This is a genomic window from Micromonospora sediminicola, from assembly GCF_900089585.1.
Taxonomy (GTDB): domain Bacteria; phylum Actinomycetota; class Actinomycetes; order Mycobacteriales; family Micromonosporaceae; genus Micromonospora; species Micromonospora sediminicola.
The window spans coordinates 1566600-1591924 of the sequence record NZ_FLRH01000004.1; the positions used below are offsets into that span (position 1 = coordinate 1566600).

The 25325-nt window shown below is 73.5% G+C and carries 18 protein-coding genes; 8 read left to right on the forward strand and 10 right to left on the reverse strand.

The window, feature by feature from the left end:
• Positions 1-26: 26 nt before the first annotated feature.
• Genes GA0070622_RS28865 through eno form a run of 4 tightly spaced genes read right to left on the reverse strand, consistent with a single transcriptional unit; the run spans position 27 to position 3069 of the window.
• Complete coding sequence (locus GA0070622_RS28865; protein WP_091581987.1) at positions 27-539, reverse strand: amino-acid N-acetyltransferase; 513 nt, start codon at positions 537-539, stop codon at positions 27-29.
• A gap of 1 nt (position 540) precedes the next feature.
• Complete coding sequence (locus tag GA0070622_RS28870) at positions 541-1098, reverse strand: DUF501 domain-containing protein (protein WP_091581991.1); 558 nt, start codon at positions 1096-1098, stop codon at positions 541-543.
• Positions 1099-1120: 22 nt separating this feature from the next.
• Positions 1121-1756 (reverse strand): FtsB family cell division protein, encoded by a 636-nt coding sequence (locus GA0070622_RS28875; RefSeq protein ID WP_091581996.1) that lies wholly within the window; start codon positions 1754-1756, stop codon positions 1121-1123.
• Between the two features lie 29 nt (positions 1757-1785).
• The gene (eno, locus tag GA0070622_RS28880) at positions 1786-3069 is read right to left on the reverse strand and encodes a phosphopyruvate hydratase (protein ID WP_091582000.1); all 1284 of its coding nucleotides are present in this window, start codon (positions 3067-3069) and stop codon (positions 1786-1788) included.
• Between the two features lie 213 nt (positions 3070-3282).
• On the opposite strand from eno, the gene GA0070622_RS28885 reads away from it, so the two are divergent.
• Positions 3283-3975 carry a hypothetical protein gene (locus tag GA0070622_RS28885; protein WP_091582005.1) on the forward strand — a complete coding sequence of 231 codons (693 nt, stop codon included), beginning with the start codon at positions 3283-3285 and terminating at the stop codon, positions 3973-3975.
• Positions 3972-4820, forward strand: coding sequence for an NAD(+) diphosphatase (gene nudC / locus GA0070622_RS28890; RefSeq protein WP_091582008.1), 849 nt, complete (start codon positions 3972-3974; stop codon positions 4818-4820). The genes GA0070622_RS28885 and nudC overlap by 4 nt, the downstream gene beginning before the upstream one ends.
• Positions 4821-4824: 4 nt before the next feature.
• Here the strand turns inward: nudC and GA0070622_RS28895 are convergent, their stop codons facing one another.
• From GA0070622_RS28895 to mfd, 4 genes are all read right to left on the reverse strand, one after another.
• Positions 4825-6444, reverse strand: coding sequence for a DUF885 domain-containing protein (locus GA0070622_RS28895; RefSeq protein ID WP_091582012.1), 1620 nt, complete (start codon positions 6442-6444; stop codon positions 4825-4827).
• 365 nt (positions 6445-6809) lie between these two features.
• Complete coding sequence (locus GA0070622_RS28900) at positions 6810-7802, reverse strand: nucleoside triphosphate pyrophosphohydrolase (protein WP_091582015.1); 993 nt, start codon at positions 7800-7802, stop codon at positions 6810-6812.
• Positions 7803-7804: 2 nt separating this feature from the next.
• On the reverse strand, positions 7805-8596 hold the full coding sequence (locus GA0070622_RS28905; protein ID WP_091584184.1) for a hypothetical protein: 792 nt from the start codon (positions 8594-8596) through the stop codon (positions 7805-7807).
• Between the two features lie 155 nt (positions 8597-8751).
• Positions 8752-12408 (reverse strand): transcription-repair coupling factor, encoded by a 3657-nt coding sequence (gene mfd, locus GA0070622_RS28910; protein WP_091582018.1) that lies wholly within the window; start codon positions 12406-12408, stop codon positions 8752-8754.
• 131 nt (positions 12409-12539) lie between these two features.
• Here mfd and GA0070622_RS28915 point away from each other — a divergent pair, with 131 nt between their 5' ends.
• A complete protein-coding gene (locus GA0070622_RS28915) occupies positions 12540-13454 on the forward strand; it encodes a helix-turn-helix domain-containing protein (protein WP_091582021.1) in 915 nt (304 codons plus the stop codon).
• 262 nt (positions 13455-13716) lie between these two features.
• Positions 13717-14628 (forward strand): cyclase family protein, encoded by a 912-nt coding sequence (locus tag GA0070622_RS28920; RefSeq protein WP_091582024.1) that lies wholly within the window; start codon positions 13717-13719, stop codon positions 14626-14628.
• 22 nt (positions 14629-14650) lie between these two features.
• Here the strand turns inward: GA0070622_RS28920 and GA0070622_RS28925 are convergent, their stop codons facing one another.
• A complete protein-coding gene (locus tag GA0070622_RS28925) occupies positions 14651-15691 on the reverse strand; it encodes a S66 family peptidase (RefSeq protein WP_091582028.1) in 1041 nt (346 codons plus the stop codon).
• 85 nt (positions 15692-15776) lie between these two features.
• On the opposite strand from GA0070622_RS28925, the gene GA0070622_RS28930 reads away from it, so the two are divergent.
• Complete coding sequence (locus GA0070622_RS28930) at positions 15777-16814, forward strand: hypothetical protein (RefSeq protein ID WP_091582032.1); 1038 nt, start codon at positions 15777-15779, stop codon at positions 16812-16814.
• A 124-nt stretch (positions 16815-16938) separates the two neighbouring features.
• A complete protein-coding gene (ppc, locus tag GA0070622_RS28935; RefSeq protein ID WP_091582037.1) occupies positions 16939-19725 on the forward strand; it encodes a phosphoenolpyruvate carboxylase in 2787 nt (928 codons plus the stop codon).
• Between the two features lie 81 nt (positions 19726-19806).
• Here ppc and GA0070622_RS28940 read toward each other — a convergent pair whose 3' ends face one another.
• Positions 19807-20598: a hypothetical protein gene (locus GA0070622_RS28940; protein ID WP_091584187.1), complete on the reverse strand. Its 792-nt coding sequence runs from the start codon at positions 20596-20598 to the stop codon at positions 19807-19809.
• A gap of 55 nt (positions 20599-20653) precedes the next feature.
• Between GA0070622_RS28940 and rmuC the strand changes: the two genes are divergently transcribed.
• Positions 20654-21832: a DNA recombination protein RmuC gene (gene rmuC, locus GA0070622_RS28945; RefSeq protein ID WP_091582041.1), complete on the forward strand. Its 1179-nt coding sequence runs from the start codon at positions 20654-20656 to the stop codon at positions 21830-21832.
• Positions 21833-21980: 148 nt separating this feature from the next.
• A complete protein-coding gene (locus tag GA0070622_RS28950) occupies positions 21981-25283 on the forward strand; it encodes a S8 family serine peptidase (protein WP_091582044.1) in 3303 nt (1100 codons plus the stop codon).
• The last annotated feature ends 42 nt before the right edge of the window (positions 25284-25325 follow it).

A 25325-nucleotide genomic window follows, 5' to 3' on the forward strand; every position in this document is an offset into this window, starting at 1 on the left:
GCCACCCTACGGCAGCCCGGCCCCGGTCAGAGGCGGAGGAGCATGCGGCTGTTGCCCAGGGTGTTGGGCTTGACCCGCTCCAGGTCGAGAAACTCCGCCACGCCCTCGTCGTAGGAGCGGAGCAACTGCTCGTAGACCGGCTGCGGGACCGGCGCGCCGTCGATCTCGCGGAACCCGAAGCTGCCGAAGAAGCCGGTCTCGAACGTGAGCACGAAGATCCGCGCGACCCCGATCTCCCGCGCCGCGTCGATCAGCTCGCCGACGATCCGGTGCCCGATCCGGTGACCCCGGCAGGACGGGTCGACCGCCACCGTGCGGATCTCCGCCAGGTCCTCCCACATCACGTGCAGCGCGCCGCACCCGACCACCGTGCCGTCTCCGGTGACCGCCACCCGGAACTCCTGCACGTCCTCGTAGAGCGTCACGGTGGCCTTGCTGAGCAGCCGCCGGTCGTCGGTGTAGGTGTCGACCAGCCGGCGGATCCCGCGTACGTCACCGGTGCGGGCCCGGCGGACCACGACCTCGTCGACGGTGCTCACCTCACTCCGCCGTGGGCACGTCCACGCAGGGGCCGGCGGCCCACCACTTCTCCACCAGCGCCAGCGTCTCGTCGCCGAACGGGTTCACCCCCGGGCCGGCGCCGAGCGCGTGGCCCAGGTGCACGTGCAGGCACTTCACCCGTCCCGGCATGCCGCCGGCCGAGATGCCGGCGATCTCCGGCACCTCACCGATCGCCTCCCGGCGGGCCAGGTAGTCCTCGTGCGCGGCCCGGTACCGCGCGGCCAGCTCCGGGTCCTCGGCCAACCGGTCGGCCATCTCCTTCATCAGCCCGGCCGACTCCAGCCGGCTGCACGCCGCCGTGGCCCGCGGGCAGGTCAGGTAGAACAGCGTCGGGAAGGGCGTGCCGTCGGCCAGCCGGGGCGTCGTCTCGACCACGTCGGGCAGGCCGCACGGGCAGCGGTGGGCCACCGCCCGGGTGCCGCGGGGCGGGCGGCCGAGCTGCGCGGCCACCGCGGCCAGGTCGGCCTCGGTGGCCGGCTGACGTTCCGGCAGGGGTACGGAGTCCGCCGCCGGCTCCAGCGGTGGTTCGACGCTCACAACAGGACCTCTCGTGTGGTGCTCACTTGTCGGGGCGCTCGGCGTTGGCCGCCTGCAGGCTCGACCACAGGGTGTCGTACCAGGGGTCGGGCGGCTTCGGCGCCCCCGCCTTCGCGCCCTTGCCGGCGTCCTTGGCGGCGCCGTCCGGGTCGGAGAGCACCACCAGCAGCGTCTCGCCGGGCTTGCCCATGAAGAAGCGCTCCCGGGCCTGCGTCTTGACGTACTCCGGGTCCTTCCACTTGGCCGCCTCGGCGGTGAGCCGCTCGATCTCGGCCCGCTGCGCGGCCTGCGCGGCTTCCATCCGCTCGATGTCGGCCTGCTGGTCCAGATAGACCCGGACCGGATAGGTGTATGCCAAAGCGAGCGCGATCAGCACGGCGAACAGCACGGTGGCGCGCCCGGTGAAGCGCCGGGGTTGGGGTGCGGTGAGCCGCTTGACCGCGCCACCGGCCGCGGTACGCCGGGCCGCGGCCGGGCGGCTCGCGGAGCGTACGCCGTCGGTGGCGCGGGACGTGCCGGGTGACCGGCCGGCGGCCCGCTGCTCGGCGCGGACGCCGCCGTCACGGGCCGTGGACCGGACCCGGGCACCGCCCGCCCGGCCGGCCTGACCCGGCCGACGGGCGGGGCGCTGGCCACCCGGTGTGCGGCGCTGCTGCATCGTCACACCCCTCCCCCGGAGCGTCGGCCTCAGGCCGAACGGTAACGCGGGAACGCGCCGGCGCCGGCGTACCGCGCCGCGTCGGCCAGCTCCTCCTCGATCCGGAGCAGCTGGTTGTACTTGGCCACCCGGTCGGAGCGGGCCGGCGCGCCGGTCTTGATCTGCCCGCAGCCGGTGGCGACCGCCAGGTCGGCGATGGTGGTGTCCTCGGTCTCGCCGGAACGGTGGCTCATCATGCACCGGAAGCCGGCCCGGTGGGCCAGGTCCACGGCGTCCAGCGTCTCGGTGAGCGAGCCGATCTGGTTGACCTTGACCAGCACCGCGTTGGCGGCCTGCTCGGCGATGCCCCGGGCGATGCGCTGCGGGTTGGTCACGAACAGGTCGTCGCCGACGATCTGGATCCGGTCGCCCAGCGCGGCGGTCAGGGTGGCCCAGCCGCTCCAGTCGTCCTCGGCCAGCGGGTCCTCGATGGACACGATCGGGTAGTCGCCGGCCAGCTTGGTGTAGTAGTTGCTCATCTCCTCGGCGCTCTTGGCGCTGCCCTCGAACGTGTAGCTGCCGTTGTCGAAGAACTCGGTGGCGGCCACGTCGAGCGCGAAGACGATGTCGGTGCCGAGCCGGTAGCCGGCCTTCTCGACCGCCTCGGCGATCAGGTCCAGCGCGGCGGCGTTGGTGGGCAGGTTCGGGGCGAAGCCGCCCTCGTCACCGAGCCCGGTCGACAGGTCCTTCTTCTTCAGCACCGTCTTCAGCGCGTGGTAGACCTCGGCGCCGGAGCGCAGCGCGTCCCGGAACGTCGGCGCGCCGATCGGCGCGATCATGAACTCCTGGATGTCGACGTTCGAGTCGGCGTGCGCGCCACCGTTGAGGATGTTCATCATCGGCACCGGGAGCAGGTGCGCGTTCGGGCCGCCCAGGTAGCGGAAGAGGCTCAGCTCGGCGCTGCCGGCGGCGGCCTTCGCCACGGCCAGGGAGACGCCGAGGATGGCGTTGGCGCCCAGCTCGCCCTTGTTGTCCGAGCCGTCGATGTCGATCATCTTCTGGTCGATCAGCCGCTGCTCACTGGCCTCGTAGCCGATGAGCTGGTCGACGATCCGGTCCTCGATGTTGGCGACGGCCTTCTCGACGCCCTTGCCCAGGTAGCGGTCCTTGTCACCGTCGCGCAGCTCGACCGCCTCGAAGGCGCCGGTGGAGGCGCCGGACGGCACCGCGGCGCGGGCGATCGTGCCGTCGTCGAGCCCGACCTCGACCTCGACCGTCGGGTTGCCCCGCGAGTCCAGGATCTCCCGGGCGACGATTCCCTCGATGGTTGCCACTGAGTCGCTCCTCGTTTGTGTGGTTCCGGTCCGGTATGGGCCGCGACGGTGCGGCTGAGGCAGGTGTTGAACGCAGCGTATCGGTCCCCGCCCTCCCGTACGCCGCTCGGGGCGGACCCCACGGCGCGAGCTGAGACGGACATTCCCGGATTACCGGGCGTCAACCGGCAACGGGTTTGCGAGAGGTTGCGTCGATCGACAAGGCTGGGCATCATGCCTGCCGCCTCGACGACTCTCCGTGTGCTCGCCGCCTCGGTCATCGTGTCGCTCTCGGTCACCGGATGCCAGGCCCTGGACGACGCGGGGGTCGCCCTCGGGCGGGCCGATCTGGTCAACGACCTCGCCGCGCGGATGGACCGGGCGCTGGAGCAGACCTGGGCCGCGGAATACCAGCTCGACGGCGGGCGGACCGCCTCGATCGCCCAGACCGAGGAGCCGCTCCGCTCCACCTACACCTGGCCCGGCGGCAAGATCACGGTGACCCAGGAGGCGGTGACCCGGTGCGCGAGCACCGCCACCCGCACCTCCTGCACCGTGTCCCCGCCGTTGCTCACCGCCGGCAAGCCGTCCGTGATCGTCTACGACGAGGCCCGCAAGCAGGGCCTGGTCACCCCGCCGGCGGTGATCCGGCTGCTCACCGACGCCGCGCTGCGGCCCGAGGCGGTCATCACGCAGAGCGACACCACGCTGGCCGGGCACCACGCCACCTGCGTCGACGTCACGAACGCCGGGGAACGCTTCACCGCCTGCGTGACCAACGAGGGGGTGCTGGGCAGCTTCACCGGCCGGCTCGACGGCAAGCCGGCCGAGGTGACGCTGAGCCGCTACACCGAGACGGTCGAGGCCGCCGCGTTCGCGGTGCCGGCCGGCGCCGGCGTGGTCGACCGCCGCACCACCACGTCGTGAACCCCGGCGGCACCGGAAGCCCCACGTCCCGCGCCGCCGACGCACCGGGCTTCCGTCCCGTCGCCGACCACGCGCGGCCGCCGGAACCGGACGACCTGGCCCTCGCGGTGGCCGGACGGAAGCTGCTGACCGGCGCCGACGGTCGACTGCCGCGGATCGGCGAACTGCCCGCCCGGACCGGCTGGGTGGCGGTCGGCACGCTGGACGGGGTGCCGGCCTGGGCGACCGAGGTCAGCGACCCGGACTCCCTGCCCGGCCGGTGGCGGAGCTGGCGCGGCCTCGCGGCCGAACTACCCGCCGCCGCGGCGGACCTGGCGGGGCGCGCGCTCGCCGTGGTCACCTGGCGGCGTACGCACCGGTGGTGCGGGGCCTGCCGGGCCGAGCTGGCCGACGTGCCGGGCGAGACCGCGCGGCGCTGCCCGACGTGCGGGCTGACCGGCTACCTGCCGCTCTCCGTCGCGGTGCTGACCGCGATCACCCGCCCGGGCGAGCTGCTGCTGGTCCGGCACGCCCACGGGCCGACGGAGCTGTGGGCGCTCGTCGCCGGCTTCGTCGAGGCGGGCGAGTCGCTGGAGGCGGCGGTGCACCGCGAGGTCGCCGAGGAGGTCGGCCTGACGCTGGACCGCCCCGCGTACGTGGACAGCCAGCCGTGGGCGCTGTCCGGGCCGGGCACGCTGCTCGCCGGTTTCATCGCCACCGTGACCGATCCGGCCGCGGAGCCGGTGGTCGACCGGGCGGAGCTGACCGAGGCCCGCTGGTTCCCGGTGGACGCGTTACCGGCCGAGCTGCCGCCGGCGTACTCCCTGTCCCGCTGGCTGATCGACGCGGTGGTCGCGCGCGGTTGACCCGTCAGAGCCCCAGCAGCGTACGCAGGTGACGCGGGGGCGGGCAGTCGTGCGCCAGCATCGCGTCGTGCCACTCCCGGACCGGCACGTCGGCGGGTCGCGCGGCGGCGATGTCGGCCATCTCGCTGTAGCCGACGAAGTAGGTGGAGAGCTGGGTGGAGGTGAGCAACGCGCGCCGCCACTTGCCGGCCGCCTCGCCCTCCTCCTGGAAGCCGCGCCCGGTCATCAGCGCCATCGCCTCCGACTCGGGCAGGTCGTCGCAGTGCACGAGCTGGTCGAGCAGCGCGTTGATGGTCATCCGGAGCTGCATCTTGAGCTGTTGCAGGCGCACCGGCAGCCCACCGAAGCCGAGCCCGGCCATCAGCTCCTCGGTGTAGACCGCCCACCCCTCGATGAACACACCCGACTCGGTGAGCGCGCGCACCCGGGTCGGCCCGGCGTGGCGCCGCGCGTGGGCGAGCTGGAGGAAGTGACCCGGCATCGCCTCGTGCACGGTCAGATTGCGGATCATGTGGTCGTTGTACTCCCGGTAGAACGACTCGACCCGCTGCGCCGGCCAGTCCGCCGGGGTGGGCGCGATGCAGTAGAACGTCGGCACGTCGGCCGTCTCCAGCGGGCCGGGCGAGTCGCAGTAGGCCACCGCCACCCCCCGGGCGAACTCCGGCATCTCCTGGATCACGCACGGGTCGTCGACCAGGCTCACCAGGTCGTGCCGGCGGACGAAGTCACTCGCCTCGTCGAGCGTGACGGAGGCGAGGTCGACGATGGTGGCGTCGTCCGGGTGCTCGGCGGCCAGCAGGTCCAGCGCCCGGCGTACCGTCTCGTCGTCGGCCGGACCGCCGACCAGCTCGACGGCCGCCGCCCGGATCTCCTCGGTGACCCGGTCGAGGTTGGCCCAGGCGCGGCGCTGGACCTCGGCGGCGCCCAGCTCGGTGTCGAGCGTGTGCCAGAGCCGCGCCTCCCAGCGTCGCCGACCCAGCCGGGGGTCACGCCCGGGACCGGCGTCGGCGGCCAGGCCGAGACGCAGCCAGGCCACGAACTCGTCCAGCGCGGCGATCGCCGCCGTGGCGGCCGGGCCGACCCGGTCGCGCAGCGCCGGCGCCTGGGCGAGCAGCGCGGGCACCTCGTCGCGGACCAGGGCCGCCGTGCCGGTGAACTGCCCGACCGCCGTCTCGGCGTGGATCCGCGGCATGTCGCGCAGCGTCGCGCGCGCGGTGGCCAGGGCGTCCGGTACGGCGGCGAGGCGCCCCGCCAGGTGGGTGAGGCGCTCCTCGACCGGGGCGTAGGGGCGGGCCAGCAACGCGTGCAGCAGCGGGCCGGGATTGTGGCGCAGCGGGTCCCACTCGTGGCCGCGGATCTCGGTCGCCTCGAACAGCCCGCGGTCGACCAGGCTGCTGAGCAGCGCGTGGTCGACGCTCTCCTCGACGTCGAGCGTGTCCGGGTCGATCTCGGAGAGCGCGTCGGCCGCGTCCTTCAGCATCGCCTGGTCGGCGGCGAGCGCGTCGGCGGAGAGGTCGGGCAGGCGGTCGTCGTAGCGGTGGTCTCCGGCGGCGGTGGCCAGCCCGGGCCGGCTCTCCAGCAACGCCTCGACGATCCGCTCCGCCAGCGGCACGAACGCTTCCATACCGAAACCCTACCGACCGCGCCGCCGGGCCCCGCCCTCCCACTGCCCCCGCCGTCGCATTGATCAAGGACTTCGCGACTCCCCCGGCGCCCCTCCCGACACAAGCTCCTCGGTCACCGAATCTGGCCCCCCGCCCCGGCCGAGCGCGGTAGATCTTGGTAGGAAACGGCCCCCACAAGGGCACTTTCGTTCCAAGATCTACCGCCTTTCCTGCGATGTGGGCCGCGAGTCCCGCTTCCCGGCGGGGCTTGGTCGATGGGGCCGGGCTGGGCGGACAGCCTCGGCGATCTTGCACTTCGCGCCCCGGCGAATGGGGTGTTTGCGACGTCGGGAGAGCCGCAAGTGCAAGATCGCGGGGGTGGGGGTCAGGCGGGAGGGTTGGTGGGGGTGGGGTGTTCGGCGGCTCGGACGGCTTCGGCGTAGGCCAGGGTGGCGCGCCGGAGCGCCGCCTCCGGGTCGATTCCGGCCTGCCGGGCGGCGGCGACCGTGGACAGCAGGCTCGCGCCGAGGCGTGCCTCCGCGTCCACCTGGGACTCGGCCAGCGGCGGCGGCACGGCCAGCCCGACCCGGCCGGCCCGGTCCAGGATCTTCGCGGCCAGGGCCAGCGCGGGCTGGCTCAACGCGATGCCGTCCAGCACCGAGTCGCGGGTCTTCTCGGCCCGCTTGATCCGCTCCCAGTTCGCCTCGATCTCCTCGATCGAGCCGGCCCGCTCGCCGGAGAACACGTGCGGGTTGCGCCGCACCATCTTGTCGACCAGGCCACCGGCCACGTCGTCGACGGTCCAGCTCTCGCCCTCCGGCAGGTTCTCGGCCAGCCGGGCGTGCAGCAGCACCTGGAGCAGCACGTCGCCCAGTTCCTCACGCAGCGCGTCGGTGTCGTCGGCGCTGATCGCGTCGTACGCCTCGTAGCACTCCTCGAGCAGGAACCCGGCCAGGCTGCGGTGGGTCTGCGCCCGCTTCCACGGGTCGCCGCCGGGCGAGGCCAGCCGGTCCATCACCTCGACCGCGTCGAGCAGCCGGGCGCCGGGCGGGTCCCACGAGCCGTACATCAACTCCAACTCGGCCAGGCCCGGCTCGCGGGCCAGCCGCAACCCCAGCTCGCGGGCGAGCGACTCGTCACCGGCCGGGCCGGCCAGCCACACCGCGCCACCGTGCGCCGACACCGCGTCCAGGAGCGCCTGCGTCGCGCCCTCGGTCAGCACGCTCACCTCGGCGCCGGCCATCCGGACCACCCGGGTCAGCTCGCTCTCCGCGCCAGCGAAGACCGGCGCGGAGCGTACGGCGTCCCAGGCGGCCGAGGTCAGCAGGCCGGCGGGCAGCCGGGGCGAGGTGACCAGCAGGACGATGCGTGCCGTCATGCTCAGGGCGCCACCGACGCGTTCGGCTCGACCGACTCCGGCCCGGTCGACTCCGGCTCCGGGGTGGAGACGTCGGTCACCTGGTCCGCGCCGTCCACGTACGGCAGGTCGTACTGGCGGAACCCGCCCTGCGTCTGGAGCAGCGCCGGGATCTCCAACGTCGGGAAGCGCGGGTTGACGGTCACGTCGAGCTTGCGCACCTCGTCCCGCAGCGCCACGCTCACCGCACCGACCTGCCGGGTGAAGGCGGCCTCGGCGAACTGCTTGCGCTGCTCCTCGGCCGACCACCCGGCCGGGGCCACCCCGGCCTTGACCAGCGCGTCGTACAGGTCGGTCCGCGACCCGTCGCTCAGCTCCGCCGGCGGCAGGCCGCGCTCCAGGGCCAGGTAGAGGTCGTACCACTCGGCGGCGAGCGTCGCGTACTCGGTGTTGGGCACGCCCAGCTCCTTGCCGAGCTGCTCGGCGGTGAGCTGGTCCTGCACCGGGATCTTCTTCTCCTCGGCGACCCGCTTGCCCAGGTCGATGCCGATCAGCAGGTTGAGGACGTCCTGGCGGTCCACGTTCAGCTTGAGCTGCTCCGGCGACGGGGTCGCGCCCTGCTGCGCTGCGGCGTCGCGCACCGAGGCCGCGTACGCGGTCTGGGCCTCGTCGTGGATCGTGTCCACCCGGTCGACGGAGTAGGTCCGGTCACCGACGTAGGCGGCGACGTCCGGGGCGGACCGGCCACAGGCGGCGAGGGAGAGCGCGGCGAGGGCCGCGACGCTGGTGGCGGCGAGGAGACGGCGAGCACGCATGACGGTCACTCTCTCACGCCCCGTACCCGGCTGTGACGCCGCCCACCTCACCGCGCCCCCGCCCCGGCCGGCTGCGCCGCCGCCGGCTCGCTGTGTCACCGGCCGCTCGCCACTGCGGGGCTGGCAGAACCGGCCAGCTCCTCGGGCTCGCTGTGTCACCGGCCGCTCGCCACTGCGGGGCTGGCAGAACCGGCCAGCTCCTCGGGCTCGCCCAGGACGTCGGAGAGGAGCTGACCGCACCACTCCAGCAGCGCCTGGTCGCGCAGCGGCTCGCCGCCGATCCGGCGGGTGCTCGGTCGCGGCACGCTGACCTGGTCGAGCGCCTGCTTGTAGACCGAGTCCGGGTGGTAGCGCTTGAGCCGCATCTGCTTCGAGTCGGGCAGCGGCAGCGGACCGAACCGGATGTGCTTGCCCTGCATCGACACGTCGGTGAGGCCGTAGCGGCGGGCCAGCAGCCGGAACCGCGCCACCGCCACCAGGTTCTGCACCGGCGCGGGCGGCTCGCCGTAGCGGTCGGTCATCTCGGCGACCACCTCGCGCAGCCGCTCGGAGTCGCGCGCCTCGGCGAGTTTGCGGTACATCTCCAGCCGCAGGCGCTCCACCGCCACGTAGTCGTGCGGCAGGTGCGCGTCGATCGGCAGGTCGACCTTGACCTCGGTCTCCTCCTCCGTGCTCTCGCCCTTGAAGGCGGACACGGCCTCGCCGACCATCCGGACGTACAGGTCGAAGCCGACGCCCTCGATGTGGCCGGACTGCTCGCCGCCGAGCAGGTTGCCGGCGCCCCGGATCTCCAGGTCCTTCATCGCCACGTACATGCCGGCGCCCAGCTCGGTGTGCTGCGCGATGGTGGCCAGCCGCTCGTGCGCGTTCTCCGTCAGCGGCTTGTCCGCCGGGTAGAGGAAGTAGGCGTAGGCCCGCTCCCGGCCCCGGCCGACCCGGCCCCGGATCTGGTGCAGCTGGGCCAGGCCGAGCAGGTCGGCGCGCTCGACGATCAGCGTGTTGGCGTTGGGGATGTCGATGCCGGACTCGACGATCGTGGTGCAGACGAGGACGTCGAACTCCTTCTCCCAGAAGCCGACCATCACCTTCTCCAGCGCCTCCTCGCCCATCTGGCCGTGCGCCACCGCCACCCGGGCCTCGGGCACCAGCTCGCGGAGCCGGCGGGCCGCCCGGTCGATCGACTCGACCCGGTTGTGCAGGTAGAAGACCTGCCCGTCGCGCAGCAGCTCACGGTGGATGGAGGCGGCCACCTGCCGGTCGTCGTACGCCCCGACGAACGTCAGCACCGGGTGCCGCTCCTCCGGCGGGGTGGCGATGGTGGACATCTCCCGGATGCCGGTGATCGCCATCTCCAGCGTCCGGGGGATCGGGGTGGCCGACATGGCGAGCACGTCGACCGAGGCGCGCAGCGTCTTCAGGTGCTCCTTGTGCTCGACGCCGAAGCGCTGCTCCTCGTCGATGATGACCAGCCCGAGCTGCTTGAACCGGGTGGCCGCCTGGAGCAGCCGGTGGGTGCCGATGACGATGTCGACGCTGCCGTCGGCGACCATCTCCAGCGTCCGCTCGGACTCCTTCGGGGTCTGGAACCGGGAGAGCTGCCGGATGTTGACCGGGAACTGGCTCATCCGCTCGGCGAACGTGTTGTAGTGCTGCTGCACCAGCAGGGTGGTGGGCACCAGCACCGCCACCTGCTTGCCGTCCTGCACCGCCTTGAACGCCGCCCGGACCGCGATCTCGGTCTTGCCGTAGCCCACGTCGCCGCAGATCAGCCGGTCCATCGGGACGGTCTGCTCCATGTCCCGCTTGACCTCCTCGATGGCGGCCATCTGGTCCGGCGTCTCCTGCCAGGGGAACGCGTCCTCCAGCTCCCGCTGCCAGGGGGTGTCCGGACCGAAGTTGTGCCCCTTGGACGCCTTGCGCGCGGCGTAGAGCTGGATCAGCTGGGCGGCGATCTCGCGGACCGCCTTGCGCGCCCGGGCCTTGGACTTCTGCCAGTCCGAGCCGCCCATCTTGTGCAGCGTGGGCTGCTCGCCGCCGACGTAGCGGGAGAGCTGGTCGAGCTGGTCGGTGGGGACGAAGAGGCGGTCGCCGGGCTGGCCGCGCTTGCTCGCCGCGTACTCGATGACCAGGTATTCGCGGCTGGCGCCGTTGACCGTGCGCTGCACCAGCTCGACGTAGCGGCCGATGCCGTGCTGCTCGTGCACCACGAAGTCGCCGGCCTTCAGCTCCAGCGGGTCGATGGTGTTGCGTCGCCGGCTGGGCATCTTGCGCATGTCGCGGGTGGAGGTGCCCCGGCCGCCGGTGACGTCGTCGCCGGTCAGCAGCACGAACTTCGACGCCTCGTCGACGAACCCGGCGGTCAGGCAGCCGCAGGAGACGAGCACCTCGCCCGGGGCGGGCGCGGCGGGCACCTCCTCGGTGAGCCGGGCGCCGAGGCCGGCGTCGCGGAGCACCTCGACGGCCCGCTGGGCGGGGCCGTGGCCCTCGAAGACCAGCGCGATCGACCAGCCCTCACCGGCCCAGCGCTTCAGGTCGTCGACCACCCGGGCGGTCTCGCCGTGGTAGAGCGGGGCGGGCTGGGCGGCCAGGGTCACCGCGATGGCGTCGTCCGGGGTGACGTCGACCTCCGTCGGCGCGTCCTCCCAGGGCTGCCGGGCCGGCGCCGCGTCGGCCTCGATCAGACCGAACGGGGCGAGCGTCCACCAGGGCTGGCCCAGGGCGCGGGCCGCCGTGCGTACCTCGGCCAGGGTCTTGAAGGCGGCGGCGCCGAGGTCGACCGGGGCCTGGCCGCCGACGGCGGCCGCGGCCCAGCTGGCCTGGAGGAACTCCTCCGAGGTACGGACCAGGTCGTGCGCCCGGGTGCGGATCCGCTCCGGGTCGCAGAGCAGCAGGTGGGTGCCGGCCGGCATGCAGTCGACCAGCAACTCCAGCGCGTCGGCGCCGATCAGGGCCGGGGCCAGCGACTCCATCCCCTCGACCGGGATGCCCTCGGCCAGCTTGTCCAGGATCTCGGCCAGCTCGGGATGCTCGGTGGCGAGCGCGGCGGCCCGCTTCCGGACCGACGGGGTGAGCAGCAGCTCCCGGCACGGCGGCGCCCACAGCTGCGCGACCCCCTCGATGGTGCGCTGGTCGGCGACGGCGAAGGTGCGGATCTCCTCCACCTCGTCGCCCCAGAACTCGACCCGGGACGGGTGCTCGTCGGTGGGCGGGAAGACGTCCAGGATCCCGCCGCGCACCGCGAACTCGCCGCGCTTGGTGACCAGGTCGACCCGGGCGTACGCCATGTCGGTGAGCCGGCGCGCGACCTCCTCCAGGTCGGCCTCGTCGCCCGCGGCGAGCTGCACCGGTTCGAGGTCGCCGAGGCCCTTGAGCTGCGGCTGGAGCAGCGACCGCACCGGTGCCACGACCACCCGCAGCGGCCCGGTGCGCCCGTGCGCGTCGGCCGAGGCGGGGTGGGCCAGCCGGCGCAGCACCGCGAGCCGCCGCCCGACCGTGTCGGAGCGGGGCGAGAGCCGCTCGTGCGGCAGCGTCTCCCAGGACGGAAAGACCGCCACCTGCTCCGGCGGCAGCAGGCTGCCCAGCGCGGAGGCCAGGTCGTCGGCCTCGCGGGTGGTGGCGGTGACCGCGAGCACCGGCCGGCCCGCGCCGCCGGCCGGCTCGTCGGCGGCGACGGCGGCCACCGCGAACGGGCGCAGCGCGGCGGGGGCGGTGAGGTCGAGGCCGTCGACCCGGGCGGCACCGGAGCGCGCCAGGTCACGCGCCCGGGCCAGCCCGGGGTCGGCCAGGGCGGCGGAGAAGAGTCCGGTGAGCATCAGTGATCACTTCCAGCGGCTCGACACGACGAGGACCCCGCGTCCAGCCGGACGGGGGGTGCACCTGTCGAGACTATCCCGCGCCGGGGACAATCTCCGGTGGCACCGCGTAGGCCGGAAGGGGAGGGGCAATGCCGGAACAGGTCGGTAGTGATCCCCGGACCCGAACCACGCCGGGCCGCTGGCGGGTCCTCGGGGTCGCCCCCGGCATGCTGCTCTACCAGGTGCGGTGCGTGGTCGAGGACCCCGGCTGGCACGGGCCCGCGCGGGACCTGGGGCACCGGGTCTTCCTCGGCCGCTCGGGGGTCTCCCTGCGCCGGCTCAACGGCCAGCTCAGCGTGGTGGACGCCACCTCGGTCCTGCTCACCCGCCCCGGCGACGAGATGTACGCCGCGCACCCGCTGGGTGACGGCGACGTCTACACCTGTCTGGAGCTGTCCCCGGAACTGCTCGGCGAACGGCCGGACACCGACCGGTGGCTGGGCCGGCGCGGCTGGGACGGCAGCGTCGACGAGCGGCTCGACCTGGAGCACCGGATGCTGGTGGCCCGCGCGGCGGCCGGGCTGGACCGGTTCGAGTTCACCGAGCGGGTGCACCGCTTCCTGGGCCGGCTGCTGGCGGCCAGCCCGGTCGGCGCGGGCGAGCCGGGAGCCGAGATCGAACGGGCGGTCCGACGCCGACCGGCCACGCTCGCCGCGCACCGCCGGCTGGCCGACCGGGCGCGCGAGGTGCTGGCCGCCTCGGACTCCCGGCTCGGACTGACCGACGTCGCCGCCCAGGTGGGCTGCTCACCGCACCACCTGAGCCGGGTGTTCCAGCGGGTCACCGGGCAGAGCCTCACCGCATACCGGAACCGGCTGCGGGTCCGCTCCCTGCTGGACGTGCTGGCCGACGGCGACGGCCCGCCGCTGGGCGAGGTCGCCGCCACGTACGGCTTCGCGGACCAGGCGCACCTGACCCGGGTGGTCCGGGAGCAGGTGGGGCACCCGCCGGCCCGGCTGCGCCGGCTCTTCGCCGCCGGCGAGGCCGACCTGGACGCCGCCTGAACGTTCGCTCGACGATCCGAGCAAGATTCTTCAAGAACCGCCCGGTCGGGTCCGGCGAGGATGGATCCCGTCAGCCCGGCCCGGGTCGCCATGGGGAGATGGCGACCCGGCCAGGGGTACGCGGGCCTGTTCGGGGAGGCCCGACACCCGAAGCCGGTCCTGCGCCGCCGGTTCACGGCGTGCCGCGGAGGTGCCGCACTCCCCCCTGCGGCACCTCCCCCATGATCTTGACCGGGGCGCCTCGACATGGTGCGGTGGAGGCATGACGGGGGAATACCGGGCGGTCTTCGACGCCGAGGTCCGCTTCGCCAACGGCGGTGGGCTGCGTACCGAGGGGTTCCGGCTGGACGTGCCGGGCCCGGGGATCACCGACGACGAGTTGGCGGCGCTGCTCGTGCGGCACCTCGGGCTGCTCATGGTCGGCGAGGTGCGGATCAGCAACCGGACCGTGGTGGAGGAGCCGCACAAGGGCGGACGTGGCGTCGCCGCCGCGGCCCCCGGCGGGCGACGCCTGGTCGAGCTGAGCCACGAGATCACCGACGGCCTGGTCACGCTGCCCGGCTGGCCGGGGCCGCGGATCACCGACTGGCTGACCCGGGAGGCGTCCCGGGAGCGGTACGCGCCGGGCGTCGAGTTCCACGTCGCGCGGATCGACATGATCGCCAACACCGGCACCTACGTCGACACGCCGTCGCACCGCTGGGCCGACGGGCCCGACCTGACCGGGATCCCGCTGGACCGGCTGGCCGACCTGCCCGGCCTGGTGGTGCGCGTCCCGGCCGGCACCCGGGCGGTGGACCGGCTGCTCCTCGCCCCCTACGAGGTCACCGGGCGGGCGGTGCTGCTGGACACCGGCTGGGACGCGCACTTCGGCACCGACGCGTACGCCGGCCCGCTGGCGCCCTACCTGACCGCCGACGGCGCCGACTGGCTGGTCGAGGCCGGCGCGGCGCTGGTCGGCATCGACTCGATCAACATCGACGACATGACCCCGGCGGCGGCCGGCGAACGACCGGCGCACAGCGCCCTGCTGGCCGCCGGCATCCCGATCGTGGAGCACCTGACCGGCCTGGGCGCGCTGCCGCCGACCGGATTCCGGTTCACCGCCGCCCCGCCGAGGGTGGCCGGCATGGGCACCTTCCCGGTCCGCGCCTTCGCCGTCCTCGACGACTGACCCGGCCGGAGCGGGGCCGGCGTCAGTAGCGGACCGCGATGCGGCGTTCGACCGCGTCCACCCGGATCTCCCCGCCGTACGGCACGATCAGTTGCGGGTCGGTGTGACCCAGGTCGACGTCGAAGACCACCACCGGGTCGTCGGCGTACGGCCCGACCGCCCGCAGGATCGCCGCCCGCTGCTCCTCGGCCCAGGCCATCCGCTCCGGGACCGACAGTCGGCGGTCGAAGTTCCACGCCTTGGCGCGGCCGACCACGATCGCCGGGCAGCCGGCGAGCAGCCCGCGCTCGCCCAGGTTCCGCACCATCCGGAAGACCTCCTCGGCCGGCGGCATCTCCTCCGAGGTCTCCACGAGCAGCACCGAGCCGGCCAGCTCGGCGGCGGACGGGATCCGGTCGGCGGCGGCCAACCAGTGCACGATCTCCAGGTTGCCGCCCCAGGTCCGGCCCGTCACGACCCGATCCGGCCCGTGCCAGCGCCAGCCCTCGCCCGGGAGCATCGGCGGCTCCTCGGTCAACGTCCGCGGGTCGCCCCAGTCGAGCGTCTCGTCGCCCCAGTCGGCGGCCGGGGCCAGGTCGTACCAGCCGGAGGTGAACAGCGCGGCGCGCAGCGAGTCGAGCGTCAGCGGGTGCGGGCTGCCCGGCCGGCCGAGGTGCACCAGCACCGAGCCGCCGTGGTAGGCGACGATTCCCAGCCTGTGCAGGTGGTTGAGCACGTTGGTGTTGTCGGAGTAGCCGAAGTAGGGCTTCGGGTTGGCCCGGATCACCTCGTCGTCGAGGAACGGGGTGACCGTGATCAGGTCGTCCCCGCCGATGGTGGCGAGCACCGCGGTGATCGTCGGGTCCGCGAACGCGGCGGTCAGGTCCCGGGCCCGGTCCCGGGGGTCGGCGCCCATCCGCCGGGTGGTCGGATATTCCACCGGCTCCAGCCCCAGCTCGTCGCGGAGCCGGCGCAGGCCCAGCTCGTACACGTGCGGGAAGAGGCCCGGCAGGCCGGCGGAGGGTGAGACGACGGCGACCCGGTCGCCCGGCTTCGGCTTGGTGGGATAGCGCGGCGGCGTCATGATCCGAACGCTATCGGCCGGCACCAGCGATTTCCGCCCGGCGAAACGCCACGAGCCGGGCATATGCCGGCAATAGGCTGAGCCCGTGGACGACGAGGCGGAGCTGCGTACCCGGGACTGGCTGCCCCGCACGGCGGCGCTGGTCCTCGGCACCCTGGCGCTGGCCAGCGCGTTCATCGCCGCCTACGTCGGCGCGTTGCACAAGCCGGACCCGAAGGACGTGCCGGTCGCCGTGGTGACGACCGACCAGCAGGCGCAGGCCGTGATGTCGGCCGTCCGCGCCCGCACCGACATCGTCAAACCCGTCGGGTACGACAGCCGGGAACGTGCCGACGACGGCCTCAACGACCGCTCGGTGTACGCCGTGCTCGGCTCCGCCCCGGGCGGCGGCCTGACCCTGGCCACGGCCAGCGCCGGCGCGCCCGCCGCCACCGAACTCGTCACCGAGGTGTTCACCGAGGCGGCCCGGCAGGCCGGCGTGCCGCTGGCGGTCACCGACGAGGTGCCGGTCTCCGGCGGCGACCCGCGCGGCCTGGTCCCGTTCTACCTGGCGGTCGGCGTGGTCCTCGGCGGCTACCTGGCCTCCACGGCGCTGGGCATCTCGCTCGGCACCAGCCCGGGCAGCCTGCGCCGGGCCGGGTTGCGGATCGCCACGCTCGCCGTCCACTCCGTCCTGCTCGGCGTCATCGGGGCGGTGCTGGTCGGGCCCGTGCTGGACGTCTTCCCGCACGACGTGGGCACGATCGCGGTGGTGGGCGCGCTCGCCGCGTTCGCCGCCGGGATGGTCGCGTCGGCCGTGCAGGCGTGGCTCGGGCTGCTCGGCACCGGCATCGTGATCCTGCTGCTGGTGGTGCTCGGCAACCCCGGCTCCGGGGGCATCTACGCGCCCGAGTTCCTGCCGCCGTTCCTGCGCGGGATGCACCGCTGGAACGTCCCCGGGCTCGCCACCGACCTGCTCAAGTCGGCGATCTACTTCGACTGGCGGGGCGGCGGCTGGGCACTGACCGGGCTGCTGGTCTGGGTGGTCGCCGGCCTGGCCGGTCTGCTCACCGCCACGATGTTCCGGGCCCGCCGACGCGCCGCGCGGACCGGTTCGGGACGGCACGCCGCGGCCGAGCGCTGACCTGCCGGCCCGTCCCAGAGTGCAGATCATCACGCCGTCCCCCTCCTGCCGTCGGGGCCCACGCGGATACCATCCAGGGGAGTCGGACAGCGCTGTCCTTCGTCCTCGCGTAAGGAGCGCAACCGTGACCGACCAGCACGACCACGACGGCCCCGACGCCGCTCTCCGGGCCGACATCCGCCGCCTCGGCACGCTGCTCGGGCAGACCCTGGCCCGTCAGGAGGGCCGGCCGCTGCTCGACCTGGTCGAGGAGATCCGCGCCCAGGTCCGCTCCGACGCGCCGGCCGCGGCCCAGCGCCTCGCCGGGCTCGACGTCACCACCGGCACGAAGCTGGCCCGCGCCTTCTCCACCTACTTCCACCTGGCCAACATCACCGAGCAGGTGCACCGCGCCCGCGACCTGCGTCGCCGGCGCGCCACCCACGGCGGCTGGCTGGACCAGGCCGCCAAGATGATCGCCGAGCGCGGCGTGCCGGCCGAGGAGATCGCCGCGGCGGCCCGCCGGCTCGCCGTACGCCCGGTCTTCACCGCCCACCCCACCGAGGCGGCCCGCCGGTCCATCCTGTCCAAGCTGCGCGCGGTCGCCGACGAGCTGGACACCGAGACCGCCAACGCGATCCTCTACGGCGCCAGCGACGAGGGCCCGGCCAACCGCCGCCTCGCCGAGCTGCTCGACCTGATGTGGCAGACCGACGAGCTGCGGCTCGACCGGCCGGACCCGACCGACGAGGCCCGCAACGCCATCTACTACCTGCGCGACCTGCACGCCGAGGCCGCGCCGCAGGTCCTCGACGACCTCGCCGACACGCTGCGCACGCTCGGCGTGGAGACCTCGCCGACCGCCCGCCCGCTGACGTTCGGCACCTGGATCGGCGGCGACCGCGACGGCAACCCGTTCGTCACCCCGACGGTCACCCGCGAGGTGCTGCGGATCCAGCACGAGCACGGCATCGAGGCCACCGAGAAGGCGATGGACGAGCTGATCAGCGAGGTCAGCGTCTCCCGCCGGCTGCGCGCGGTCTCGCTCGACCTCTCCGCCAGCCTGGCCAAGGACCTGGACGCGCTGCCCGAGGTCGCGCCCCGGTTCCGCCGGGTCAACGCCGAGGAGCCCTACCGGCTCAAGGCGCGCTGCGTGAAGGCGAAGCTGGCCAACACCCGGGAGCGGCTGCGCGCCGGCACCCCGCACGTGCCGGGCCGCGACTACCAGGGCTCGACCGAGCTGATCGCCGACCTGGAGCTGCTGCGCGCGTCGCTGGCCCGCAACTCCGGGCAGCTCACCGCCGTGGGCCGGCTCGCCTCGACCATCCGTACCGTCTCCGCGTTCGGGCTGCACCTGGCGACCATGGACATCCGGGAGCACGCGGAGAAGCACCACGAGGTGCTGGCCCAGCTCTACGAGGCGGTCGGCGAGGTCTCCGACTATCCGTCGCTGACCCGGCTGGAGCGCACCAAGCTGCTCGCCGACGAGCTGACCGGCCGCCGGCCGCTCTCCACCCAGGACAGCCCGCTCACCGAGGCGGCGCGCAAGACGTTCGACGTGTTCTCCGCGATCCGCGAGGCGCAGGACCGGTTCGGCCCCGAGGTCATCGAGTCCTACATCATCTCGATGACCCTGGGCGTGGACGACGTGCTCGCCGCCGTGGTGCTGGCCCGCGAGGCCGGCCTGGTCGACGTGCACAGCGGGCGGGCCCGGATCGGCATCGTGCCGCTGCTGGAGACGCCGGCCGAGCTGAACTCCGGCGGCGAGCTGCTCGACGAGCTGCTGTCGCTGCCGGCCTACCGGGCGCTGGTCGCGGCGCGCGGTGACGTCCAGGAGGTGATGCTGGGCTACTCCGACTCCAACAAGGAGGCCGGCATCACCACCAGCCAGTGGTCCATCCACCGGGCCCAGCGGGCGCTGCGGGACGTGGCCGCCCGGCACGGCGTGCACCTGCGCTTGTTCCACGGCCGGGGCGGCACCGTCGGCCGGGGCGGCGGCCCCACCCACGACGCGATCCTGGCCCAGCCCTACGGCACGCTGGACGGCGCGATCAAGGTGACCGAGCAGGGCGAGGTCATCTCCGACAAGTACACGCTGCCGGCGCTGGCCCGGGAGAACCTGGAGCTGACCGTGGCCGCCGTGCTTCAGGCGACGCTGCTGCACACCGCACCCCGGCAGCCGGCCGAGATGCTGGAGCGCTGGGACGCGGCGATGGACGTGGTGTCCGGGGCCGCCTTCGGGTCCTACCGGTCCCTGGTCGAGGACCCGGACCTGCCGGCGTACTTCTGGGCGTCGACCCCGACCGAGCTGCTCGGCGCGCTGAACATCGGCTCCCGGCCGGCGAAGCGCCCGAACACCGGCGCCGGCCTGTCCGGCCTGCGGGCCATTCCGTGGGTGTTCGGCTGGACCCAGACCCGGCAGATCGTGCCGGGCTGGTTCGGCGTGGGGTCCGGGCTGGCCGCCGCGCGGGAGGCGGGCCTGGCCGACGTGCTCGCCGAGATGAACCGGAACTGGCACTTCTTCCGCACGTTCCTGTCGAACGTCGAGATGATGTTGACCAAGACCGACCTGAGCATCGCCCGCCGCTACGTCGAGACGCTGGTCCCGAAGAAGCTGCACCCGATCTTCTCGACGATCGAGCAGGAGTACGAGCTGACCAAGCGGGAGGTTCTGGCGGTCACCGCCTCGCCGGCCCTGCTGGAGAACTCGCCGGTGCTCCAGCGCACGCTCGCCGTGCGGGACACGTACCTGGAGCCGCTGCACCACCTCCAGGTGGCGCTGCTGCGGCAGTACCGCGAGTCCGGCGCCGCCGGCCGGGCGGTGGCGACCGCGCCGGGCGGCCGACGGGCGCCGAACGACGGCACGGCGCTGGAGCGGGCGCTGCTGACCACTGTCAACGGCATCGCCGCCGGCATGCGCAACACCGGCTGAGGTGTAAGGAAGGGCCCCCTCTTAACGCCTCGTGCATAAGAGGGGGCCCTTTTTAACCACGCGCTCGGCGCGCGGCACGCGCTACCAGTCGCCGCCGCCGAAATCTCCGCCGCCGAAGTCGCCACCGCCGAAGTCCCCGCCACCGCCGAAGTCGCCTCCGGCGTAGTCACCACCGCCGCCCATATCCCCACCGCCCATGTCGCCGCCCTGGTCGCCGAAGTCCTGACCGTCGCCGAAGCCTTCCTGGTAGCCGGCGTCGTACCCGGGGTCGGCGAACGCGGGCGAGAAGAGCGCGTCCGCGATCAGCATGCCGCCGAGCACGCCGGCGCCCGCTCCGAGCGCGGTCTTCCACCACGGCGTCGAGTACCAGCCGGCCGGCACCGGCCGGCCCTGCATGTGGCCGCCGGGGTAGTAGTAGGGCGTCCGGTTCCCCGGCTGCGGGCCGGCGCGGAACGTCTGGCCCTGCACGTCGACCTCGCGCTCCTTGGTGAGCATGCCGGCGCCGCGGGCGGCGGCCAGCGGCGGCAGCTCCGGGCCCGGGTCGATGCCCATCGCCGTCCGCGCCGCCCGGATGTACGCCAGCCCCTCCAGCGCGGTCTCCCGGGCCAGCGCGAACTGGTGCGGGGTGCGCGCCTGCTCCAGCTGCGAGCCGGCCGCGTTGTACCGCTCACCGGCGTCGGCGAGCGCCTGCCGGACCGCCGGGGCGTCGCCGTGCAGGTTCATCAGCTGACCGCCCAGCCGCTCGTACCAGCGCTGCGCCTCGGCGCGGGCGTCCGCCATCTCGTCGGCCCGCCGGGACCTGCTCCCCCACCGCCAGAACACCAGCGCACCTCCGAGCATCACGATCAGGAACACCCACAGGGCAACTTCCATGACCTCGAACGTACCCAGCGCGCGCACGTCGTACCCGTTTGGCAAGCTTTCTGCCATGAGCTTCTCGACGCTGGCCGTGGTGGTGCTCTGCCTCGCCGCGGGCGGCGCGGTGGGCTGGCTGGCGGCCCGCGGGCGGGCCGCGGCCGACGTCGCCCGCCTGGAGGCGACGCTGGCCGCCGCCCAGGCCGGCGAAGGGCGGCTGGAGCAGTCCATGCGGGCGCTCAGCTACGAGGCGACCGCGCAGTCACAGGAGGCGGTGGCGCGCGCGGTGGCGCCGCTGCACGACACGCTCCGCCGCTACGAGCAACGCGTCGCCGAGCTGGAGCGCGACCGGGTCGACGCCTACGCCGAGCTGCGTGAGCAGGTGCGCTCGATGAGCGCGGTCTCCGGCGAGCTGCGCACCGAGACCAAGCAGCTGGTCGCCGCGCTGCGCGCGCCGCAGGTGCGTGGCCGGTGGGGCGAGCACCAGCTCCGGCGGATCGTCGAGGCGGCCGGCCTGCTGGAGCACTGCGACTTCAGCGAGCAGGTCACCGCCGCCACCGACCAGCAGGGGGTCCGCCCCGACCTGGTGGTGCGCCTGCACGGCGGGCGCACCGTGGTGGTCGACGCGAAGGCGCCGTTCGACGCCTACCTGACCGCGATGGAGGCGCGCGACGAGCGCGGGCGCGACACCCACCTCGACGCGCACGCCCGGCACCTGCGGGCGCACGTCGACGGTCTCGCCGCCAAGTCCTACTGGTCGGCCTTCGACCAGACCCCCGAGTTCGTGGTGCTGTTCGTGCCGGCCGACCCGTTCCTCGACGTGGCGTTGCAACGCGACCCGACGCTGCTGGAGCACGCGTTCGCCCGCAACGTGGTGCTGGCCACGCCGGCCACGCTGGTGGCGCTGCTGCGCACGGTGGCCTACTCCTGGCGGCAGGAGGCGCTGGCGCGCAACGCGGCGACCGTCCACTCGCTGGCCCGCGAGCTCTACGGGCGGCTGTCCACCCTGGGCGACCACGTCGGCAAGCTGGGCAGTTCGCTGAGCGGCGCGGTGACGGCCTACAACCGCGCGGTCGGCTCCCTGGAGGCCCGGGTGCTGGTCAGCGCCCGCAAGCTCGCCGAGCTGGGCGTCTCCGACGACGAGCTGCCCACGCCGGCGCAGGTCGAGCTGGCCCCCCGTCAGCCGCAGGCGCCCGAGTTGCTGGGCCGGCCGTCCACATCGGCCGAACGGTCAGCAGACATCGACGTTTAACACGGCGCACGTGACGACGACGGCCGATCCGTGTCACGGAGTGGTCACAAACCGATCCCGGGTAGTGACACATCTCGTCACGGCACGAAGGATCTGCGTCACACGTGCCCTGTCTTCTGAAGGGCCCTGTTCTCTGGAGGAAGAGAACGTGAGTCAACCCCGCAATCGGAGCCGGCGCCCCTCCGCCGCGCTCTTCGCCTCGGTCCTCGCGGCCGGCGCCATGACCGTCGGGGGTGGCGCCGCGACCGCGAGCGCGGCCCCCGCCCCCCAGCCCTCGCAGCCGACCGCGGCGAAGGCCCTGGGCGCCCACGACGCCAAGCTGCTCGACGCGGCCGAGGCGAAGAACGCGCCGACCGTCACGATGATCATCGCGGCCCGGAAGGGCTCGGCCAAGAAGGTCGTCGACGGGCTCAAGGGTCTCGGCGCCACCGTCAGCCAGCGGTACGACCAGGTCGGCTACGTGCTGGCCAAGGTGCCGACCGCGAAGGCGCTCAAGGCCGCCACGCTGCCCGGCGTCGCCGCCGTCGACCTCGACGAGACCATCAAGCTCCCCGACCCGGCACCGGAGGCCGCCCCGAACGGCGCCAAGGCCGCCGAGCAGGGTGAGACGCTGGCCGGCCCCGGCGGGGACACCGGCGCGGTCAACCCGTACATGCCGACCAACGAGACCGGCGCGGAGGCCTTCAAGGCCGCGCACCCGACGTGGGACGGCCGCGGCGTCACCATCGGCATCATGGACTCCGGTGTGGACCTCGACCAGCCGGCGCTGCAGAAGACCACCACCGGCGAGCGCAAGATCGTCGACTGGGTCACCGCGACCGATCCGCTCGAGGACGCCACCTGGCGCGCGATGATCACCGAGGTGAGCGGCCCCACCTTCACCACGGGCACCGGCGCCTCGGCCCTGACCTGGACCGCGCCGGCCGGCACCTACCGGTTCAACACCTTCCGCGAGTCCATCACCGCGGGCAGCGACCCGGCCGGTGACGTCAACCGCGACGGCGACACCACCGACTCCTGGGGCATCCTCTACAACCCGGCCAACGGCGACATCCGGGTGGACGTCAACCAGAACCGCGACTTCACCGACGACGAGGTGATGCGGCCGTACAAGGAGAAGTTCCAGGTCGGCCACTTCGGCACGGACAACCCGGCCACCGCCGTCCGGGAGCAGATCCCGTTCGTGGTCGAGTTCCGGCGCAACGTCGACACCACCCCGGTCGGCGGCCCCGGCCTGGTCGACTACGTCAACATCGGCATCATCGAGAGCACCCACGGCACCCACGTCGCCGGCATCACCGCCGCCAACGACATGCTGGGCAACAGCGCCTTCGACGGCGCCGCGCCCGGTGCCAAGCTGGTCTCCGCCCGCGCCTGCTCCTGGGGTGGCGGCTGCACCGCGGCGGCGCTCACCACCGGCATGGTGGACCTCGTGGTCAACCGCAAGGTCGACGTGGTGAACATGTCGATCGGTGGCCTGCCGGCGCTGAACGACGGCTCCAACGCCCGGGCCGTCCTCTACAACGACCTGATCAACACGTACGGCGTGCAGCTGTTCATCTCGGCCGGCAACTCCGGCCCGGGCCTGAACACGGTCGGCGACCCGTCGGTCGCCACCGACGTGGTCAGCGTCGCGGCGAACATCAGCAAGGACACCTGGCTGGCCAACTACGGCTCGGTGGTCCGCAAGGAGAACGCGCTGTTCAACTTCTCCTCCCGCGGCCCGCGCGAGGACGGCGGCTTCAAGCCGAACATCTCCGCTCCCGGTTCGGCCATCTCCACCGCGCCGACCTGGCAGGCGGGCAACCCGGTGCCGGAGGCGGGCTACCCGCTGCCCCCGGGCTACCAGATGCTGAACGGCACCTCGATGGCCTCCCCGCAGGCCACCGGCGCCGCCGCGCTGCTGCTGTCGGCCGCCAAGGCGACCGGCGCGGGCGTCACCCCGGCCGCTCTGCGCCGGGCCGTCTACACCTCGGCCAAGCCGATCGCGGACGTCCCGACGTACGCCCAGGGCTACGGCATGTTCAACGTGCCGGGCGCGTGGAACCTGCTGGCCGCCGGCGTGCAGACCCGCACGTACACCTCTGAGGCCGCGGTCTGCACCGAGCTGTCGCCGAACCTGACCCGCTACGACCGGGACTCCGGCACGTTCGTGCCGAACCCGAACGTGGGCACCGGCATCTACAACCGGTGCGCCGCCGACCGGGGTGGCCAGACGGTCAAGAAGAGCCGCACCTACGACGTCAAGCTGACCCGGACCAGCGGCCCGAACAAGAGCGTCAAGCACCTGCTCGGCCTCCGCGGCAACGACGGCACCTTCTCCGTCCGCTCCGAGGTGTGGCTGCCGCTGAACAAGACCGTCACCGTCCAGGTGAAGGCCAAGCCGATGACCACCGGCGCGCACGGCGCGATCCTGACCGTCGACGACCCGGCCACCTCGGTGGTCGACTTCGAGGTCGCCACCGTCGTGGTCGCCTCCAACGCGGTGAGCGCTCCGGCCTACTCCTTCTCGGCCGAGGGCTCGGTCGAGCGGAACAGCTTCACCTCGTACTTCGTCACGGTTCCGCAGGGTGCGGGCGCGCTCCAGGTCAACCTGTCCGGCATCGCGACCGGCTCGCAGACCCGGTTCATCGCCATCAACCCGTACGGCGTGCCGGTCGAGAGCACCGCGAGCACCGCCTGCTACACCAACTTCTCCGACGCCGCCGCCTGCAAGCCGCAGGAGCGGGACTACCAGAACCCGATCCCGGGTGTCTGGGAGATCGAGGTGGAGTCGCGGCGCACGTCGCCGGCGCTGGACAACCCGTTCCAGCTGCAGGCGCGGGTGCAGGGCGTGAAGGTCGAGCCGGCCGTGGTCCAGCTGCCGGCGGTCACCGCCGGCACGCCGACCCCGGTGAGCTGGAGCCTGACCAACACGTTCGGCCCGGTCCGGGTGACCGGCGTCGGTGGGCCGCTGTCCAGCGTCCGCGCCGAGCGGCCGACCATCACCGAGGGCGCCACGCAGGAGTACACGGTGGACATCCCGGCCGGGACCACCTCGTTCTCCGCCCGGATCGGCAACACCTCCGACCTGGGCGCCGACCTGGACCTGTACATCTTCCGCGGCGCCACCGAGGTGGGCCGGTCGGCCGACGGCGACTCGGAGGAGGCGGTCACGCTGAACAACCCGGTCGCCGCCACGTACCGGGTGGTCATCGAGGGCTACGCGGTCGCCGCGGGCGGCACGGCGTACGACTACCGGGACTCGTTCGCGTCCCCGGCGCTGGGTTCGCTCTCCGCGCCGTCCACGCCGCTGTTCCTGCCCAACGGCGGCACCGCGACCCTGACCGGTTCGGTGACCGCGCTGAGCACCCCGGCCGCCGGTCGGGAGCTCTTCGGTGACATGGCCGTCACCACCGTCGAGGGCGCGGTCGTCGGCCGTGGCTCGGTGGAGATCAACGCGGTGAACTGAGTCACCTGTCGTAACACGGAAGCCCGCCTCCCGACGAGGGAG

Bases quoted from the DNA above. Each gene is read 5' to 3' on its own strand.
- GA0070622_RS28885 (WP_091582005.1), top strand. From the start codon at position 3,283: ATGCCTGCCGCCTCGACGACTCTCCGTGTGCTCGCCGCCTCGGTCATC.
- mfd (WP_091582018.1), bottom strand. From the start codon at position 12,408: ATGCTCACCGGACTCTTCTCCGCCGCCCTGGCCGACCCCGGGCTGGCC.
- rmuC (WP_091582041.1), top strand. From the start codon at position 20,654: ATGAGCTTCTCGACGCTGGCCGTGGTGGTGCTCTGCCTCGCCGCGGGC.
- GA0070622_RS28925 (WP_091582028.1), bottom strand. From the start codon at position 15,691: ATGACGCCGCCGCGCTATCCCACCAAGCCGAAGCCGGGCGACCGGGTC.
- GA0070622_RS28895 (WP_091582012.1), bottom strand. From the start codon at position 6,444: ATGGAAGCGTTCGTGCCGCTGGCGGAGCGGATCGTCGAGGCGTTGCTG.
- GA0070622_RS28940 (WP_091584187.1), bottom strand. From the start codon at position 20,598: ATGGAAGTTGCCCTGTGGGTGTTCCTGATCGTGATGCTCGGAGGTGCG.
- GA0070622_RS28900 (WP_091582015.1), bottom strand. From the start codon at position 7,802: ATGACGGCACGCATCGTCCTGCTGGTCACCTCGCCCCGGCTGCCCGCC.
- GA0070622_RS28915 (WP_091582021.1), top strand. From the start codon at position 12,540: ATGCCGGAACAGGTCGGTAGTGATCCCCGGACCCGAACCACGCCGGGC.
- GA0070622_RS28905 (WP_091584184.1), bottom strand. From the start codon at position 8,596: ATGCGTGCTCGCCGTCTCCTCGCCGCCACCAGCGTCGCGGCCCTCGCC.
- GA0070622_RS28920 (WP_091582024.1), top strand. From the start codon at position 13,717: ATGACGGGGGAATACCGGGCGGTCTTCGACGCCGAGGTCCGCTTCGCC.
- GA0070622_RS28875 (WP_091581996.1), bottom strand. From the start codon at position 1,756: ATGCAGCAGCGCCGCACACCGGGTGGCCAGCGCCCCGCCCGTCGGCCG.